Raw genomic sequence first — 14,328 nt, 5'->3', positions numbered from 1 at the left:
TCGCGTTCGGGAGGCGGACGTGGCAGTGAGCGTGATGACACAGGGGCATCGTGATGACTCAGGGGCATCACGCTCGTCGCGATGTTTGCTCGCACGGAGGTCACTCTCCGTGGCGTCCGGCCCCTGACAAATGTCACGGCCGGGAGGTGACGACCGCTCCGGGCACCGGGGTACGCCCCGCCGGAGTATCAGTGCCATGACCAGTACGCATCCGGCTGTCGAGTTGGACGGCCTCAGCAAGAGCTTCGGCGCGGTCACCGCTGTCGACGGGTTGAGCCTGCGGGTGCAGCCCGGCGAGGTGGTGGCGTTCCTCGGCCCGAACGGGGCGGGCAAGACCACCACCATCGACATGCTGCTCGGGCTGTCCCGCCCGGACGCCGGCACCGTCCGCGTCCTCGGCGGCACCCCGGACGACGCGGTGGCCCGGGGGCGGGTCGCCGCCGTCCTGCAGACCGGCGGGCTGCTCAAGGACCTCACGGTGGGCGAGACGGTGCGGATGACCGCCCACTTCTACCGGCACACCCGCCCGGCGGCGGAGGTGTTGGAGCGGGCCGGTATCACCGACATCGCCGACCGGGTGGTCGGGCGCTGCTCGGGTGGTCAGCAGCAGCGACTGCGCTTCGCGTTGGCCCTGCTGCCCGACCCGGACCTGATGGTGCTCGACGAGCCGACCACCGGCATGGACGTCGAGGGCCGGCGGGACTTCTGGCAGGCCCTGCGCCGCGACGCCCGACGTGGACGGACCGTCATCTTCGCCACCCACTACCTGGACGAGGCGGACGCGTACGCCGACCGGATCGTGCTGGTCCGGCAGGGGCGCATCGTCGCCGACGGCACCACCGCCGAGATCAAGAACCTGGCCGCCGGTCGTACCGTGCGGGCCACCCTGCCCGGCGCGGACCAGGCCGCGCTCGCCGCACTGCCCGGCGTGGACGCCGTGGAGGTGCGCGGCGACAGCGTGCTGGTGCGGACCGGCGACTCGGACGCTGTCGCCCGACACCTGCTGACCCGGACCGCGGCCCGGGATGTCGAGATCACCTCCCGCAACCTCGAGGACGCCTTCCTCGCCCTGACCACCACGCAGACCGGAGCCTGAGATGACCACCTCCACCTCCACGCGCGCCGCTGTCACGACGCCGGACCGTCGGCTGCCCGCACTGGGCGGGTTCGCCCCGGGTGCCCTGGGTATCGAGCTGCGCCGGGTGCTGCGCAACCGCCGCACCCTCGCCTTCACGCTGATCATGCCGGGCGTCTTCTTCCTCATCTTCGGTCTGCCGCAGGGCGGGCAGTCACTGGACAACGGCCGTCCGGTGACGGCGTACGTCATGATCAGCCTGGCCGTGTACGCGGCCATGGTGGCGACCACCAGCGTCGGTGGTGCGGTGGCCACCGAACGGGCGCTGGGCTGGAGCCGACAGTTGCGGCTCACCCCGCTGCGCCCGGCGGCGTACGTGGCGACCAAGCTGATCACCGCGATGAGCCTGGGCCTGCTCGCGGTCGTCATCGAGTTCCTGGTGGGCGCCGTGGCCGGCGTTCGCGTCCCGGCGTACGTCTGGCTGCTGTCCGGGCTCGCCGCCTGGGTCGGCTCGCTGGTCTTCGCCGCGTTCGGTCTGTTCATCGGGTACCTGGCGCCGGCCGAGAACGTCATGCAGATCATCGGCCCGGTGCTGGCGGTGCTGGCCATGTTCGGCGGGCTGTTCGTCCCGGTCGAGGTGCTGCCGGACGTGCTCCAGCAGGTCGCGACGTTCACCCCGGTGTACGGCATGGGTGTGCTGGCTCGCGCCCCCCTCACCGGCGACGGGGTGAGCATGGCGGCGGTGGTCAACCTCGTCGTCTGGGCACTGGTCTTCGGCGTCGGCGCGGCCCGGCTGTTCCGCCGGGACACCGCGCGGGTCTGACCGGCCGGGCGGTTAGCGTGATCCCGATGGACCTCTCGACGGGGCAGCCCTGGCAGGTGAGCCGCCACTGGCGGTACACCGGCTGGCTGCTGGCCGCCGTCTGGTTGTTCTTCCTCAACGTGCCGCTCGCCACCGCGCTGCACCAACCGGAGCTGTGGCGGCGGATCCTCGGTGTGTCGACCCTGGTCGCCTTCAGCGTCGGTTACGTGCTGCTGTTCCAGTGGGCCCGCAAGCTGCGCCAGTCCCTGCGGCCGATCCCGGCGGGCCGGGCGCGGGCCGGGCTGGCGCTGCTGCTCGCTGTGGGTCTGGCCAGCCTCCCGGGCACCGGCGGGGACTGGCTGGCCACTCTGGTCTACGTGGCCGCGGCGGCGGTCTTCCTGCTGCCGCAGTGGGAGGCGTTGGCCGTCGTGGCGCTCTGCGCGGTGACCCCCGTGCTGGCGTCGTGGCTGGTGCCGGGGTGGGAGGCGGAGCACGGCATCGTCTTCGCGGTGCTGCTCGCCTCGTTCGCCATGTTCGGGGTGTCCCAGTTGGCCCAGCGCAACAGCGAACTGCGGGCCGCCCAGCAGGAGATCGGTCGGCTCGCGGTCGCCGAGGAGCGGGCCCGCACCGCCCGCGACCTGCACGACATTCTTGGGCACTCGCTGACCGTGGTGGCGATCAAGGCCGAGTTGGCCGGGCGGCTGCTCGATGTCGACCGGGAGCGGGCCGCCGCCGAGATCGCCGAGGTGGAGGCGTTGGCTCGGGCCGCGTTGGCCGACGTACGGCAGACGGTCGGGGCGTACCGCGAGGTCAGCCTCGCCGCCGAGGTGGCCGGCGCCCGCTCGGCGCTGGCCGCGGCGGGCATCGCGGCGGACGTGCCGACCGAGGTGCCGGACCTGCCGCGGGAGTGGGACCGGTTGTTCGGCTGGGCGGTACGGGAAGGGGTGACCAACGTGGTCCGGCACAGTGGGGCGCGGTGCTGCGTGATCCGGGTGCACCCGGATCGGGTCGAGATCAGTGACGACGGGCGTGGTCCGTCCACTCCCGACGCGAGCGGGCACGGGCTGGTCGGCCTGCGGGAGCGGGCGCGTCGACTGGACGCGGTGGTGACCGTCGGTCGCCGGCCGACGGGCGACGGTTTTCTGCTGCGTGTGCACACCCCGGAGGAGGCCCGGTGAGCGGCGGTTCGACGCCGATTCGGCTGTTGCTCGCCGACGACCAGGCGCTGGTCCGGGGTGCGCTGGCCGCCCTGCTCTCGCTGGAGGAGGACCTGACAGTGGTCGCCGAGGTCGGTCGGGGCGACCAGGTGGTGCCCGAGGCGCGACGCAGCGCCCCGGACGTCGCCCTGCTGGACGTGGAGATGCCCGGCCTGGACGGGATCGCCGCCACCTCGGCGTTGCGGGTGGCGCTGCCGACCTGCCGGGTGCTGGTGGTGACCACCTTCGGTCGACCCGGCTACCTGCGTCGGGCGATGGAGGCCGGTGCGAGCGGGTTCGTGGTCAAGGACACCCCGGCCCGGCAGCTCGCCGACGCGGTCCGTCGGGTGCACGCCGGCCTGCGGGTGGTCGACCCGACGCTGGCCGCGGAGACCCTGGCCACCGGCGCGAGCCCACTGACCGAGCGGGAGACCGAGGTGCTGCGGACCGCTCGGGGCGGCGGCACCGTCGCCGACCTGGCCCGGGCCCTGCACCTGTCCGAGGGGACGGTCCGCAACCACCTGTCGGCGGCGATCGGCAAGACCGGTGCCCGCAACCGGGCCGACGCGATCCGGGTCGCCGAGCGGAACGGCTGGCTGCTCGGCGAGTGACCGGCTGTGCCGGCGCTCAGGCGGTCGGCGGCGGAGCGGCCAGTTGGTCGACCACCACCACGCTGCTGCCGGGGCGGACCTCGGCGAGCAGCTCCCGCTGCCCGGAGCGGGTCAGCCGGATGCAGCCGTTCGTGGTGTTCTCGCCGAGCTCGTCGTCGTTGTGCCAGGTGTGCACGCCGATGTGCGCGCCGCGCAGCCCGTCCGGCACCGACTCCGGATCGTCCGGCACCGAACCGAGGGCGTAGATGTCCACCCCGCCGTAGACCGACTCCGGCGGTGGGGTGCGGCCCAGGATGAAGGTCCGCCCGAGTGGAGTCTCCTGGCCGGACTGGCCGAGGCTGACCTCCCAGGAACGCACCGCCTTGCCGGCCCGGTACCAGGTGAGCCGGTGCGCCTTGCGTTCGACGACGATCTGGTCGCGCAGCGGCACCGTCTCGAACCCGCCGGGTGGCAGCCAGGCGAGCCGCCGGTTGGCCGAGGGCAGCAGGACGGCGGTCCAGCCGGCCCGCCGCTGGGCGATCGGCATGGTCAGCTCCACACCGCGGATCGTCGGTTCGAGGAACGCGCGCGGACGACCACCGGGCGCGTCGTACGCGGCGATCCGTCTGGTCGGGTGCGCGCCGTCGGTCAGCGGCGTGACGTCCATGGTGGCCGGATCGGCGGGGAACCCGCCGGGTGCGGGGTCGTAGTCGACCACCGGCAGCCCGTCCGGGGCGGGCGCGGCCGGGGGGACCGACTCGTCCGGGCTCTGCTCCACACTGCTCGGGGTCGGGTCGGCCACCACCACGCTGCTGTCGTCGGGGGCCGTCGAGCTGGGGGTGAGGGCCTGGCCGACCAGCAGCGCGGTCACCAGCAGCGCGGGTACGCCGATGGCGGCGGTCACCCAGACGCCGCGACGGCGGGACGGAGTCTTTCGGTCAAACGACACGAAATCACTCTATGGTGGCGATTGCGCCGGGGCCCCCGGTTCGGCGAAATCCGCCGCCCGGAGGCCCCGACCGAATCAGATTCGTGCGCCGATGTGGATGGCCACGGCGTCGTGCGCGGGCACGTTGGCCGCGAACCAGCCGTTACCGTCCACCGTGATCACTGGTCCGCTGCACGTGCCGCCCGCGTACGTGCCGTGGATGACGTCGCAGTACCGGCCGGCGGGCAACCCCGTGTAGTACGAGCGACCGTTCACCGCGGCGTCCTCGTCGTTGACGGTGATGAAGCCCTTGCCACTGCGGCTGAACGCGATGTGGTTGTTGCCGTTGTCGTACCAGTTGGCCACCCCGGCGCCCTCGGTGGCGTTGCGGAAGCCGACCATGTTGGCGATCACCGGCCAACGGTGCTCGCACTCCCAGCCGGAGTAGCAGGTGGTGTTGAGTGTCTTGTTGGCCCCGTCCGACGGCGGGCCGGCGTCGCGGCTGCTGAAGGTGTAGCTGGACATGACGGTGGGGGAGCCGTACGGCCAGGCCAGCATGAAGGCGTTCGCCAGGGCGTAGATCCCCCGGTCCTTGTAGGTCAACACTCCGCCGGAGTCGCGCTGGGTGTCGTGGTTGTCGACGAACACCGACGCCGGGCCGGTGGGCAGGTGCCCCCAGCCCTCGCCGAAGTTGCGCAGGTACGCCAACCGCTCGGACCGGAAAACCCGGGCCAGGTCCTTGCCGTAGCGGAACTCGTGCACGTCACCGTTGCCGGTGTACTCGGTCGGCTGGACCGGCTCGCCGGCACCGTAGATGACCTCCTGCACGATGTACGCGGAGCGGGACAGCTTGCCCCTGATCGCGGCGATGTCGGCGGCCGGCATGTGCTTGCTGGCGTCCATCCGGAAGCCGTCGACGCCGAGGGAGAGCAGGTCGTTGAGGTACGAGGCGATCTTCGTGCGGACGTAGTCCGACTCGGTCTTCAGGTCCGAGAGGTTGACCAGCTCGCAGTTCTGCACCTCGTACCGGTCGTTGTAGTTGGCGATGTCGTCGCCGCCGTTGCGCCCGCAGTGGTGGAAGTCCTGGGTCTGGTAGATGCCCGGGTAGTCGTAGTGCGAGTAGGACGAGCCGGCCCAGCCGGTGCCGCCGTTGTCCTGACCGGACATGTGGTTGACCACCGCGTCGACGATCACCTTGACCCCGGCCGCGTGGCAGGTGTTCACCATCGACTGGAACTGGGCCCGGGTGCCCTTGCGGGACTCGATCCGGTAGCTGACCGGCTGGTACGCCAGCCACCACTGGTTGCCCCGCACGTGCTCCTGCGGGGGTGAGACCTGCACGTAGCCGTAGCCCTTCGGGCCGAGGGTGCTCTGGCACTCGTTGGCCACCGAGGGCCAGTTCCACTCGAAGAGCTGGACGATGACCTTCTTGCCGCCGGACGGGGCGGCGACGGCCGGGGGTGCCGTCACTGTGGTGGGGACGAGCAGGCTGGCGATCAGGCCGAGGGCGAGGAGCGCCGAGCCGCGTCGACGTCGGTGCATGGGGACTCCTGACGGGAGCGGGAGCGGGGGTGGTGGTGCGGTGGGGGAACGCCGGGTTGCCGGAATCTTGCAACCCGGGCTGAAATTTGCTGAAAGGTTACAAGCGTGTTGCACGGAGTGTCAATGCATGCACGTTCGTCACTGTCCGATCTGGTGGGTGGGAGCGGGGTGCAACGCACGGCCGTGCCCCTCGGTTCGATCTCGGCCCAGAAATTTTTCGCGGCGGGTGATCCGCGCGCCCCGCCGGTCCGTACTGGATGGGGGAGCAGGGGTCGGCCGGTGGTACGCCGCCGCGAGACGATCGAGGAGCAGATGGCCCGGGCACAGCAGGACAAGAAGGCGACGATCCGGACCACCGCCAGCAGTCGGGGGGTGCGCACCCCGTCCCGGTCGGCGAGCGCCCTGCTGATCGCTTCGGTGCTCGCCGCGCTCTGGGCGGCGATCATGCTGACCGGCACCGGTCAGACGGCGTACGCGTACGGCTTCTTCTTCACCGAGTTCTTCGCCGGGGTGGTCTCCCTGGTGTCGTTGAGTCTCACCGTCATGCTCGGTCTGCTCGCCACCGACCGGCTGGTGCTGCGTATCCCGCACCGGGTGCTGATGCAGTCGGCGCACCGGGCCACCGGTGTGCTGGGGGTGGCCGGGCTCGGCTTCCACGTCCTCACCAAGATCGGCACGGGGCGGGCGGCGGCGACCGACGCGCTGGTGCCGTTCGTCGGCGGCGGGGGTTTCTACGTCGGGCTCGGCACCGTCGCCGCGCTGCTGATGGTCAGCGTGATCTGGACCGGCATCATCCGCGCCCGCTTCGCGGGCGTCGGTCCGAGGTGGCTCTGGCGCGCGCTGCACTCGACCGCGTACCTGGCCTGGCCCTTCGCCATCCTGCACGGCCTCAACGCCGGTCGGGCCGCAGCGCCCTGGGTGATGTTCAGCTACCTGGGCTGCGTCTTGCTGGTGGTGCTGGCCCTGCTGGTGCGGTTCTCGGTCACCATCGGTCGGCGCAGCCGCGAGCAGCACCAGGCAGCGGTGCGCAACGCGGTGATGGTCGGCCGGGCCGAAGAGGCGAAGACCGCCCGATCGCTGCTGGCCGGGTTGGGTCGGCGCCCGAAGGCCACCGACAAGCGTCCCGCCTGGGCGGACACCGCCACCGCCACCTGGACCGCCCCGCCCGCCCGCCGCGACCCGGAACGGTTCACCGTCCCGGTGGTGCCCGAGCCCGGCTCGCTCGTCGAACCGACCCGGCCCAGCCGACGCCGACGGGAGGAGGAGCCGGCGGCCTACCGCGACACCGAACGGTCCTCGCGCGGCCGGCGCGCCGAGGAGGAGCCGACGACCCGCCGGTCGGCCCGCCGCGGCGTGGACGACACCGACACCCGTCGACGCGACGAGGAGGAGGTCGAGCCGGTGACCCGGCGGCGCGCCTCGCGTACCCGCGACGAGGTGGCACCAGCCGGCCGGCGGCGCGTCGACGAGCCGGCCGCCGAGCGGTCCCGTCGCCGGTCCCGCAGCGAGGACGACGGCAGCCGCTACTCGGCGCCGCCGCGGCCGACCCTCGACGAGGCCGAGGAGCCGTGGGACAGTCCACGCCGGTGGCAGGCCGACGAGCCCATCTCCGCCGGCCCGGTCTCCGTCGAGCCGATCTCGGCCGGCCCGATCTCCAGCAGCCCGATCTCGTCGGCGCCGCGCAGCGGCAGCGGCCGGCACAGCGCCGAGGACGACCTGCCCGAGGAGCCGGACTACTGGCGTCCGCCGGCCCGGTACGTGCCGGACGAGGTGCCCGTCGACGACACCCCCACCCTTGTCGACCTGGCGTCACGGCGGGCCAAGCGGGCAGCCGGCGAGGGCCGGTCCAAGCGGCGCAAGGCCAGCGCCGACGCGGTGGACGGGGCGTACTGGGCCGGGCTGCGGGGTGAGGCGAAGTGATGCGCACCGCCGTGCCACCGGTCGCCTGTGTGGGCGAGCCCCGGCTCACCGCCGGCTTCGCCGAGTACGGCCGACTCGACCTGATCGCGCACGAGGAGGTGCACGGACCGATCGGCCCGATGGAGCCGGCGCAACTGCTCCGGCTCGCCGAGGGCATGCAACTCAAGGGCAAGGGCGGGGCAGGGTTCCCGTTCGCCCGCAAACTGCGCGCGGTGCTGGAGTCCTGCGAGCGGCAGGACCTCGCCGCCGTGGTGGTGGTCAACGCCACCGAGGGGGAGCCGGCCAGCTGGAAGGACAAGGTGCTGCTGACCCGCGCCCCGCACCTGATCCTGGACGGCGCGGCGCTGGCCGCGTACGCCCTGGACGCCGACGAGATCGTGATCGGCGTGGCGGACGACGGGGTCGGCCGGGACTCGCTGATGGACGCCCTCGACGAGCGCCGGATGCCGGTGCAGACAACGATCGTCACAGTGCCGCACCGGTTCATCTCCGGCGAGGGCGGCGCACTTGTCAACGGGATCAACGGGCTGCCGCACATCCCGCCGGGCACCAAGAAGCGCTCCAGCGACTCCGGGGTCAGCGGCCTGCCCACCCTGCTGTCCAACGCCGAGACGTACGCCCAGCTCGCCGTCGGCGCCCGACTGGGCCCGTACGAGTACGCGGCGCTCGGTACCGACGACGAGCCGGGCACCGTGCTGCTCACCGTGACCGGGGCGGCCGGCCGACCGGCCGTTGTGGAGTGCACCGCCGGCATGCCGCTGCGCGACGTCCTCGACCTGTGCGAGGTGCCGGACGTCCAGGGCATCCTGATGGGCGGCTACCACGGCAAGTGGATCACCCCGGAGGCGGCGGAGAAGGCCGAGGTCTCCCGCAAGGGCCTGGCAGCGGTCGGCGGCACGCTCGGCGCGGGCATCATCGTCCCGCTCGGTGTCGACACCTGCCCGCTCGGGGAGGCCGCCCAGGTGGTGCGCTACCTGGCCGGTGAGTCCGCCGGGCAGTGCGGACCGTGCAAGATGGGCCTGCCGGACCTGGCCCGCGCGGTGGACCTGGCCGTCGCCGGCAGCCAACCGGCCGACGTGGTGCGGGCCGCGGCCGGCGAGGTGAAGGGCCGGGGCGCGTGCAGCCACCCCGACGGCACCGCCCGGTTCGCGCTCTCCGCGATCGAGGTCTTCGCCGAGGACCTGCGGCTGCACAGCACCGGCGACGGCTGCGGCCGGCGGGTCAAGGGCGTGATGGGGCTGCCGGGCGCACCCGACGCGAACCCGCAGAAGCTCACCCTGGACTGGTCGCGCTGTGACGGGCACGGCCTGTGCGCGCACGTCGTCCCGGACTTCATCCGCCTCGACGCGAACGGATATCCCGCCTTCCCGGCCACCCCCGTGCCGACCTGGCTGCGGGAGGGGGCGCTGAAGGCGGTCAAGGTCTGCCCCGAGTTGGCCCTCCGACTCGCCAAGGCCGAGTAGGTAAGCCTCAGGTCCAGCAAGGGTCCCTTCCGGACCGGAGACGGAGGAACGGATGCGGATCAGCAGGACGTGGACGGCGGCCGGGCAGCTGAGCCGCTGGGCAGCGGCCGGGCAGCTGAGCCGCTGGGCAGCGGCCGGGCAGCTACGCCGTGGTGCCACCGCTGGGGCACTCGTGGTGGCCCTGCTCGGCGTCGCCGCCTGCACCGGCACCGCGCCGGGCGGATCCACCGCCGCCGGATCGGCCCCGGTCGTTGCCGCGCCGACCGCGACACCGCCCTCGCCGACCGCCTCGCCCACCGGCGGACCGCAGGCCGCTCCGGTGCAGGTCCCGGACGTGCTGCGCTTCACCGGGACGACCCTCGGCGGGGCCGCGTTCGACGCGGCGCAGCTCGCCGGCAGACCGGTGGTGTTGTGGTTCTGGGCGCCGTGGTGCGCCACCTGCGCCAGTCAGGCCTGGACGGTGGCCGAGATCGCCCCGAAGTACCGGGACACCGTGCCGATCGTCGGCGTGGCCGGGCTGGGTGAACGGAAGGCCATGAAGGAGTTCGTCACCGAGTTCGAGCTCGACGGCACACCGCAGATCGAGGACAGCAAGGGAGTGCTCTGGAAGCGGTTCAAGGTGACCGAGCAGAGCATCTTCGTGGTCATCGACCGCAGCGGCACGGTCGTCCACCAGGGATTCCTGGACGGTGAGGCGCTCACCGCCAGGGTCGCCGTACTGGCCGGGGCGTGACCGGCGCACTGCTGCTCGCGCTGACCGCCGGCATGCTCGGCGCGGTCAACCCGTGCGGCTTCGCGTTGCTGCCCGCGTACCTCTCGCTGTTGGTCGCCGGGACGTCGGACACCCGCGGCGCGGTCGGCCGCGCGCTCACCGCGGCGGCCGGGCTGACAGTGGGGTACGTGCTGGTGTTCGGCGCGTTCGGCCTCGCGCTCGCGCCGCTGGCCGGCTGGTTGCGGCCCCGGCTGCCGTGGTTGACAGTGGCGCTCGGCGTGCTGCTGCTGGTGGCCGGCTGCTGGTTGCTCGCCGGTCGGCGGCTGCCCACCCCCGGCTGGTCCGCCCGGGCGCCCCGACTGACCCGGTCCTGGCCGTCGATGGCGCTGTTCGGCGCGGCGTACGCGCTGGCGTCGCTCGGCTGCGCCATCGCTCCGTTCCTGGCCATCGTGGTGACCAGCCTCCAGGCCGGCTCGACCGGTCAGGGGTTGGCGCTGTTCGGCGCGTACGCCCTCGGGATGGGTCTGGTGGTCGCTGTCGCCGCGCTCGGGGTGGCGCTGCTGCGCGACGGCCTGGTGGCCCGGCTGCGCGTCGCCGGGGCGTTGGTGCCCCGCCTCAGCGGCCTGGTGCTGCTGCTCGCCGGCGGTTACGTCGCCTGGTACGGCTGGTACGAGCTACGGCTGGCCGCCGGTCGCCGCGACGCGCTGCACGACCCGGTCATCCGGGTGGCCGCCCAGGTCCAGCGAGCCCTGGCCGACGCCCTCGACCGGATCGGCCCGGCGGTGTTGCTGGCCGCCCTGGCCGCCCTGCTCCTGGCTGCGCTCGTGGCGAAGCGCGCCCACCGCCCTCGTCGTCCCTGAGGCGACGGCGTCGGTCTTGACATCGGGAAACGATCACCGGAGGCTGTCTGACAACGTTGTCACACCGAAGGACCACCATGCGCATATCCGAACTCGAGTTGAGCCGGCGGCGGTTGCTCATCCTTGGCAGCGCCATCGGCGCTGGACTCGCCATCGCCCGACCCGCCGCCGCCCAGGCCGCGCCATCCGCCACCTGGTCACCGGCCGCGGCCATCGGCCCGGTTGCGAACACCTACCACGCGCTGCTGCTCGCCCACACCCGATGGGCCGAGGAGCAGTGGGATCCGGCGATCAACGCGTACCGCCTCGCGGACTTCAGGTTCGCGGTCGTCCTCGGTAACGCGGTCCTGCTCACCTCACCCGGGTACGACGCGGCAGCGGCAGGCGTCGACCGGGACACGCTGCACGCCCGTACCGTCGCCACCATCCGCCGCTTCGCGGCCACCAACCGGCTCACCGGCGGCACCGAGTGGGGCCGACAGCTGTTCTGGGACAGCACCTTCGAGCTGTACTTCGTCCTGGCCGCCCGACTGCTCTGGTCCGACCTGGACGAGGTGACCCGCACCAACGTCGACCGCATCGCCCGCGGGCAGGCCGCGTACGCCCACTCCCTCGGCACCGGTAACGACCCGCTCAGTGGCGGTTGGACGCCGAACGGCCTCACCGGTGGCTGGATCGGGGACACCAAGCTCGAGGAGATGGGGGTCTACGCCCAGGCGATCGCGCCCGGTCTGGCCTGGGCGCCGGACGACCCCGCAGCCGCGGCGTGGCGCGAGCGGTTCTCGATGTGGACGCTCAACGCGACCGGACTACCGGCAGCCGACCGTGCCAACCCCGCCGTCGTCGACGGGCGGGCGGTCGCGGACTGGAACACCGCCCACAACATCCACGACACGTTCCTGGTCGAGAACCACGGCTCCTTCGGCCCGCACTACCAGGAGGAACTGTGGCGCACCGCGGGTCGTACCGCGGCGCACTTCCTGACCGCCGGCCAACCGCTCCCCGAGGCACTCACCAGGCAACCCAGCGGTGCCGAGCTGTGGCGGACCATGCGGCTGCTGGCCAGCGACGCCGGCGAACCCTTCATGCCGATGGTCGCGGACCGCTACCACCTGTACGGCCGTGACGTCCTGCCGCTCGCCTTCCTCGCGCAGGTCCAGGGCGACCGGCACGCCGCCCGGGCCGAGGCGGACCTCGCCGACCGGCTCATGCCCTACCTGAACTACCCGCCCGAGAATCGGCTCACCAAGTTCAGCGGCGAGCCGAAGTACGAGCCCGAGGCCCGGGCCGAGGTCGCCATCAGCTATCTCTTCCATGCCTGGCGGGCAGCCAACGGCGGCGTGGTCCAGCCGGTCGCCAGCACCGCGTTCTTCGCGGCGGCGGCGGGCACCAGGGACTTCGGGGAGCAGGCCGGGCTGACCGCCCACCAGAGCGCGACCGCCTTCGCCGCGGCGGTCAGCAAGACCGGATTCGTCTCGTTCCAGTGGGCCCCCGCCCACGACAACTGGTTGTTCGACACCCGGGCCGCCTCGCTGCTGCCGAGGCAGTCCGCGCCGGTCCTCGGCCGCGCCTCCGCCGCGTACACAGTGGCCCGGGACGGTGTCGACGCCACGGCGACCGTTCTCCGCGTCGCCGGCGGCACCGCCGGATACGTCACGCTGCCCACCGGAACGGTCGTGTACGCCACCACCGGCATCGGTGCCGACGAGGGCGCGCTCACCCTGTTCAACCTGGACATGCCCGGCGTACCCGGGCTCACCGGCACCCGTACCTTCACCGGCGAACAGGGGTCCGTCACCCTGGCCGGACAATCGGGCGTCGGCGACGGCGGAACCGACCAGATCAGCTTCGCGCCTCGTCCAGCCCGGTACGTGCGGATGCTCGGCCGATCCCCCGTCAACCAGTACGGCTACTCGCTGTTCGCCTTCGCCGTGCTCGACGCCGGCGGGGTCGACCGCGCCATCGGGCGGCCCACCACGGCCTCGTCCGCCGACCCCGCCTACCCCGCGGCGCGCGCGACCGACGGCAACCCCGGCACCCGCTGGGCGGTCGCCCGCGAGGAACGCGCCCGCGCGGACAGTTGGCTCGCCGTCGACCTCGGTGAGCCCATCGACATCAGCGGCGTACGCCTGGACTGGGAGGCCGCGTACGGCACCCGCTACGTCATCCAGACCTCACTCGACGGCACCGACTGGAGCGACGCGGCGGTGGTGCCGGACAGCCCGACCATCACCGGCTCCTGGCTCGACGTCGACGGACGAGCGGGTCTGGTGGTCCACAACGCCCAGAATCCGATCACCGTGACCGCCACCACCGTCACCCTGTCCAGCGGGCCGGCCACCGGCAGCACCCGGCTGATCATCGAGGGGTACGCGGGCGCGGACAGGTCGGCCCTGGCCGCTGCGGCGTCGCGAACCCTGCCCAGCGGCGGTCCGGAGGCGTTGCGGGTGAGTGACGCCGACGGATACCTCAGCCTGTTCAACCTGTCCGACGACGACATCACGGCGGCCGTCACGCTTGCGCAGCGCGCCACGCTGCGGCTGTACCACGGAAGCCAGGTCACCGGATCGGGGACCAGCACGTACCAGGTCGACCTCGCCGCATCGACCGCACGCGTCGAGCCGCCCCGGTTCACCGTGACCGCGGCACAGCCGGAGAAGACGATCCCCGCCGGTACCCGGTTCGACGTCACCGACTCGCACCACCTCCGAGTCACCGCGCCCGCCGGGCAGATCGTGAAGGTGCAGGTGGAGTCCGCGGCCGGCGGCGCCCGACAGCGAGTGACGGTTCCCGCCGGACACCGCAAGGACGTCGCGTTCGCGGGTGGGACGGTGACGCCGACACGTGACCTGGCCCGGTCCCGGACGACCTACCCGACGTCACCGCTCCCGGCCGGCATGACCGACCCGTCGGCCGCCGTCGACGGCGACCCGGGGACCGCCTGGCAACCCGGCCCGAACGGCCGACTGGTGATCGACCTCGGATCGCTCCGGGATCTGGCATCGGTCCGCCTGACCTGGACCCCCGGTCGGCGGCGGCCGATCACCGTGGCCACCTCGGCCGACGGACTCGGCTACGTGACGGTCGCCTCGGTCCCGAAGCCGAAACCCGAGACCACGGTCACGACCAGGTCCTCCGGACGGTACCTGGCGATCGCGGTCGCCGACTGGCAGCCCGGTGACGCCCGGCTGACCCACGCGGAGGTGTTCGGTGCCTGAACCGGCGGGATCGACCACGGTC

The 14,328-nt window shown here is 72.7% G+C and carries 11 protein-coding genes; 9 read left to right on the top strand and 2 right to left on the bottom strand.

What is annotated here, in order from left to right; translation table 11 throughout:
* Window positions 1–196: 196 nt before the first annotated feature.
* The 4 genes from ACX27O_RS28415 to ACX27O_RS28400 are packed head-to-tail and all read left to right on the top strand — an operon-like array spanning window position 197 to window position 3,684.
* A complete protein-coding gene (locus ACX27O_RS28415) occupies window positions 197–1,096 on the top strand; it encodes an ABC transporter ATP-binding protein (protein WP_210865422.1) in 900 nt (299 codons plus the stop codon).
* 1 nt (window position 1,097) lies between these two features.
* A complete protein-coding gene (locus ACX27O_RS28410) occupies window positions 1,098–1,898 on the top strand; it encodes an ABC transporter permease (protein ID WP_030330338.1) in 801 nt (266 codons plus the stop codon).
* A gap of 26 nt (window positions 1,899–1,924) precedes the next feature.
* Complete coding sequence (locus tag ACX27O_RS28405; protein ID WP_210865423.1) at window positions 1,925–3,055, top strand: sensor histidine kinase; 1,131 nt, start codon at window positions 1,925–1,927, stop codon at window positions 3,053–3,055.
* Window positions 3,052–3,684, top strand: coding sequence for a response regulator transcription factor (locus ACX27O_RS28400; protein ID WP_210860621.1), 633 nt, complete (start codon window positions 3,052–3,054; stop codon window positions 3,682–3,684). The genes ACX27O_RS28405 and ACX27O_RS28400 overlap by 4 nt, the downstream gene beginning before the upstream one ends.
* A gap of 16 nt (window positions 3,685–3,700) precedes the next feature.
* Here the strand turns inward: ACX27O_RS28400 and ACX27O_RS28395 are convergent, their stop codons facing one another.
* Together ACX27O_RS28395 and ACX27O_RS28390 are read right to left on the bottom strand one after the other, a co-directional pair.
* The gene (locus ACX27O_RS28395) at window positions 3,701–4,612 is read right to left on the bottom strand and encodes a L,D-transpeptidase (protein ID WP_458940377.1); all 912 of its coding nucleotides are present in this window, start codon (window positions 4,610–4,612) and stop codon (window positions 3,701–3,703) included.
* Between the two features lie 75 nt (window positions 4,613–4,687).
* Window positions 4,688–6,133: an alpha-amylase gene (locus ACX27O_RS28390; protein WP_210865424.1), complete on the bottom strand. Its 1,446-nt coding sequence runs from the start codon at window positions 6,131–6,133 to the stop codon at window positions 4,688–4,690.
* A 279-nt stretch (window positions 6,134–6,412) separates the two neighbouring features.
* Between ACX27O_RS28390 and ACX27O_RS28385 the strand changes: the two genes are divergently transcribed.
* The 5 genes from ACX27O_RS28385 to ACX27O_RS28365 all read left to right on the top strand — a co-directional run bounded on the left by ACX27O_RS28385 (window position 6,413) and on the right by ACX27O_RS28365 (window position 14,306).
* Complete coding sequence (locus ACX27O_RS28385) at window positions 6,413–8,053, top strand: hypothetical protein (RefSeq protein WP_358129465.1); 1,641 nt, start codon at window positions 6,413–6,415, stop codon at window positions 8,051–8,053.
* The gene (locus ACX27O_RS28380) at window positions 8,053–9,516 is read left to right on the top strand and encodes an NADH-ubiquinone oxidoreductase-F iron-sulfur binding region domain-containing protein (protein ID WP_357845275.1); all 1,464 of its coding nucleotides are present in this window, start codon (window positions 8,053–8,055) and stop codon (window positions 9,514–9,516) included. Before ACX27O_RS28385 ends, ACX27O_RS28380 begins: the two co-directional genes overlap by 1 nt.
* Before the next feature lie 52 nt (window positions 9,517–9,568).
* The gene (locus ACX27O_RS28375; RefSeq protein ID WP_458940376.1) at window positions 9,569–10,249 is read left to right on the top strand and encodes a TlpA family protein disulfide reductase; all 681 of its coding nucleotides are present in this window, start codon (window positions 9,569–9,571) and stop codon (window positions 10,247–10,249) included.
* Window positions 10,246–11,088: a cytochrome c biogenesis CcdA family protein gene (locus ACX27O_RS28370; protein WP_458940375.1), complete on the top strand. Its 843-nt coding sequence runs from the start codon at window positions 10,246–10,248 to the stop codon at window positions 11,086–11,088. Before ACX27O_RS28375 ends, ACX27O_RS28370 begins: the two co-directional genes overlap by 4 nt.
* 77 nt (window positions 11,089–11,165) lie before the next feature.
* Complete coding sequence (locus ACX27O_RS28365; RefSeq protein ID WP_458940374.1) at window positions 11,166–14,306, top strand: discoidin domain-containing protein; 3,141 nt, start codon at window positions 11,166–11,168, stop codon at window positions 14,304–14,306.
* Window positions 14,307–14,328 lie beyond the last annotated feature (22 nt).

Source organism: Micromonospora sp. SD19, assembly GCF_054462275.1.
This window is presented reverse-complemented; position numbering and strand designations above follow the sequence as displayed.

Excerpts from the sequence above, each read along its gene's own strand:
- ACX27O_RS28390 (WP_210865424.1), bottom strand. The coding sequence starts at position 6,133 with ATGCACCGACGTCGACGCGGCTCGGCGCTCCTCGCCCTCGGCCTGATC.
- ACX27O_RS28375 (WP_458940376.1), top strand. The coding sequence starts at position 9,569 with ATGCGGATCAGCAGGACGTGGACGGCGGCCGGGCAGCTGAGCCGCTGG.
- ACX27O_RS28380 (WP_357845275.1), top strand. The coding sequence starts at position 8,053 with ATGCGCACCGCCGTGCCACCGGTCGCCTGTGTGGGCGAGCCCCGGCTC.
- ACX27O_RS28410 (WP_030330338.1), top strand. The coding sequence starts at position 1,098 with ATGACCACCTCCACCTCCACGCGCGCCGCTGTCACGACGCCGGACCGT.
- ACX27O_RS28415 (WP_210865422.1), top strand. The coding sequence starts at position 197 with ATGACCAGTACGCATCCGGCTGTCGAGTTGGACGGCCTCAGCAAGAGC.
- ACX27O_RS28405 (WP_210865423.1), top strand. The coding sequence starts at position 1,925 with ATGGACCTCTCGACGGGGCAGCCCTGGCAGGTGAGCCGCCACTGGCGG.
- ACX27O_RS28365 (WP_458940374.1), top strand. The coding sequence starts at position 11,166 with ATGCGCATATCCGAACTCGAGTTGAGCCGGCGGCGGTTGCTCATCCTT.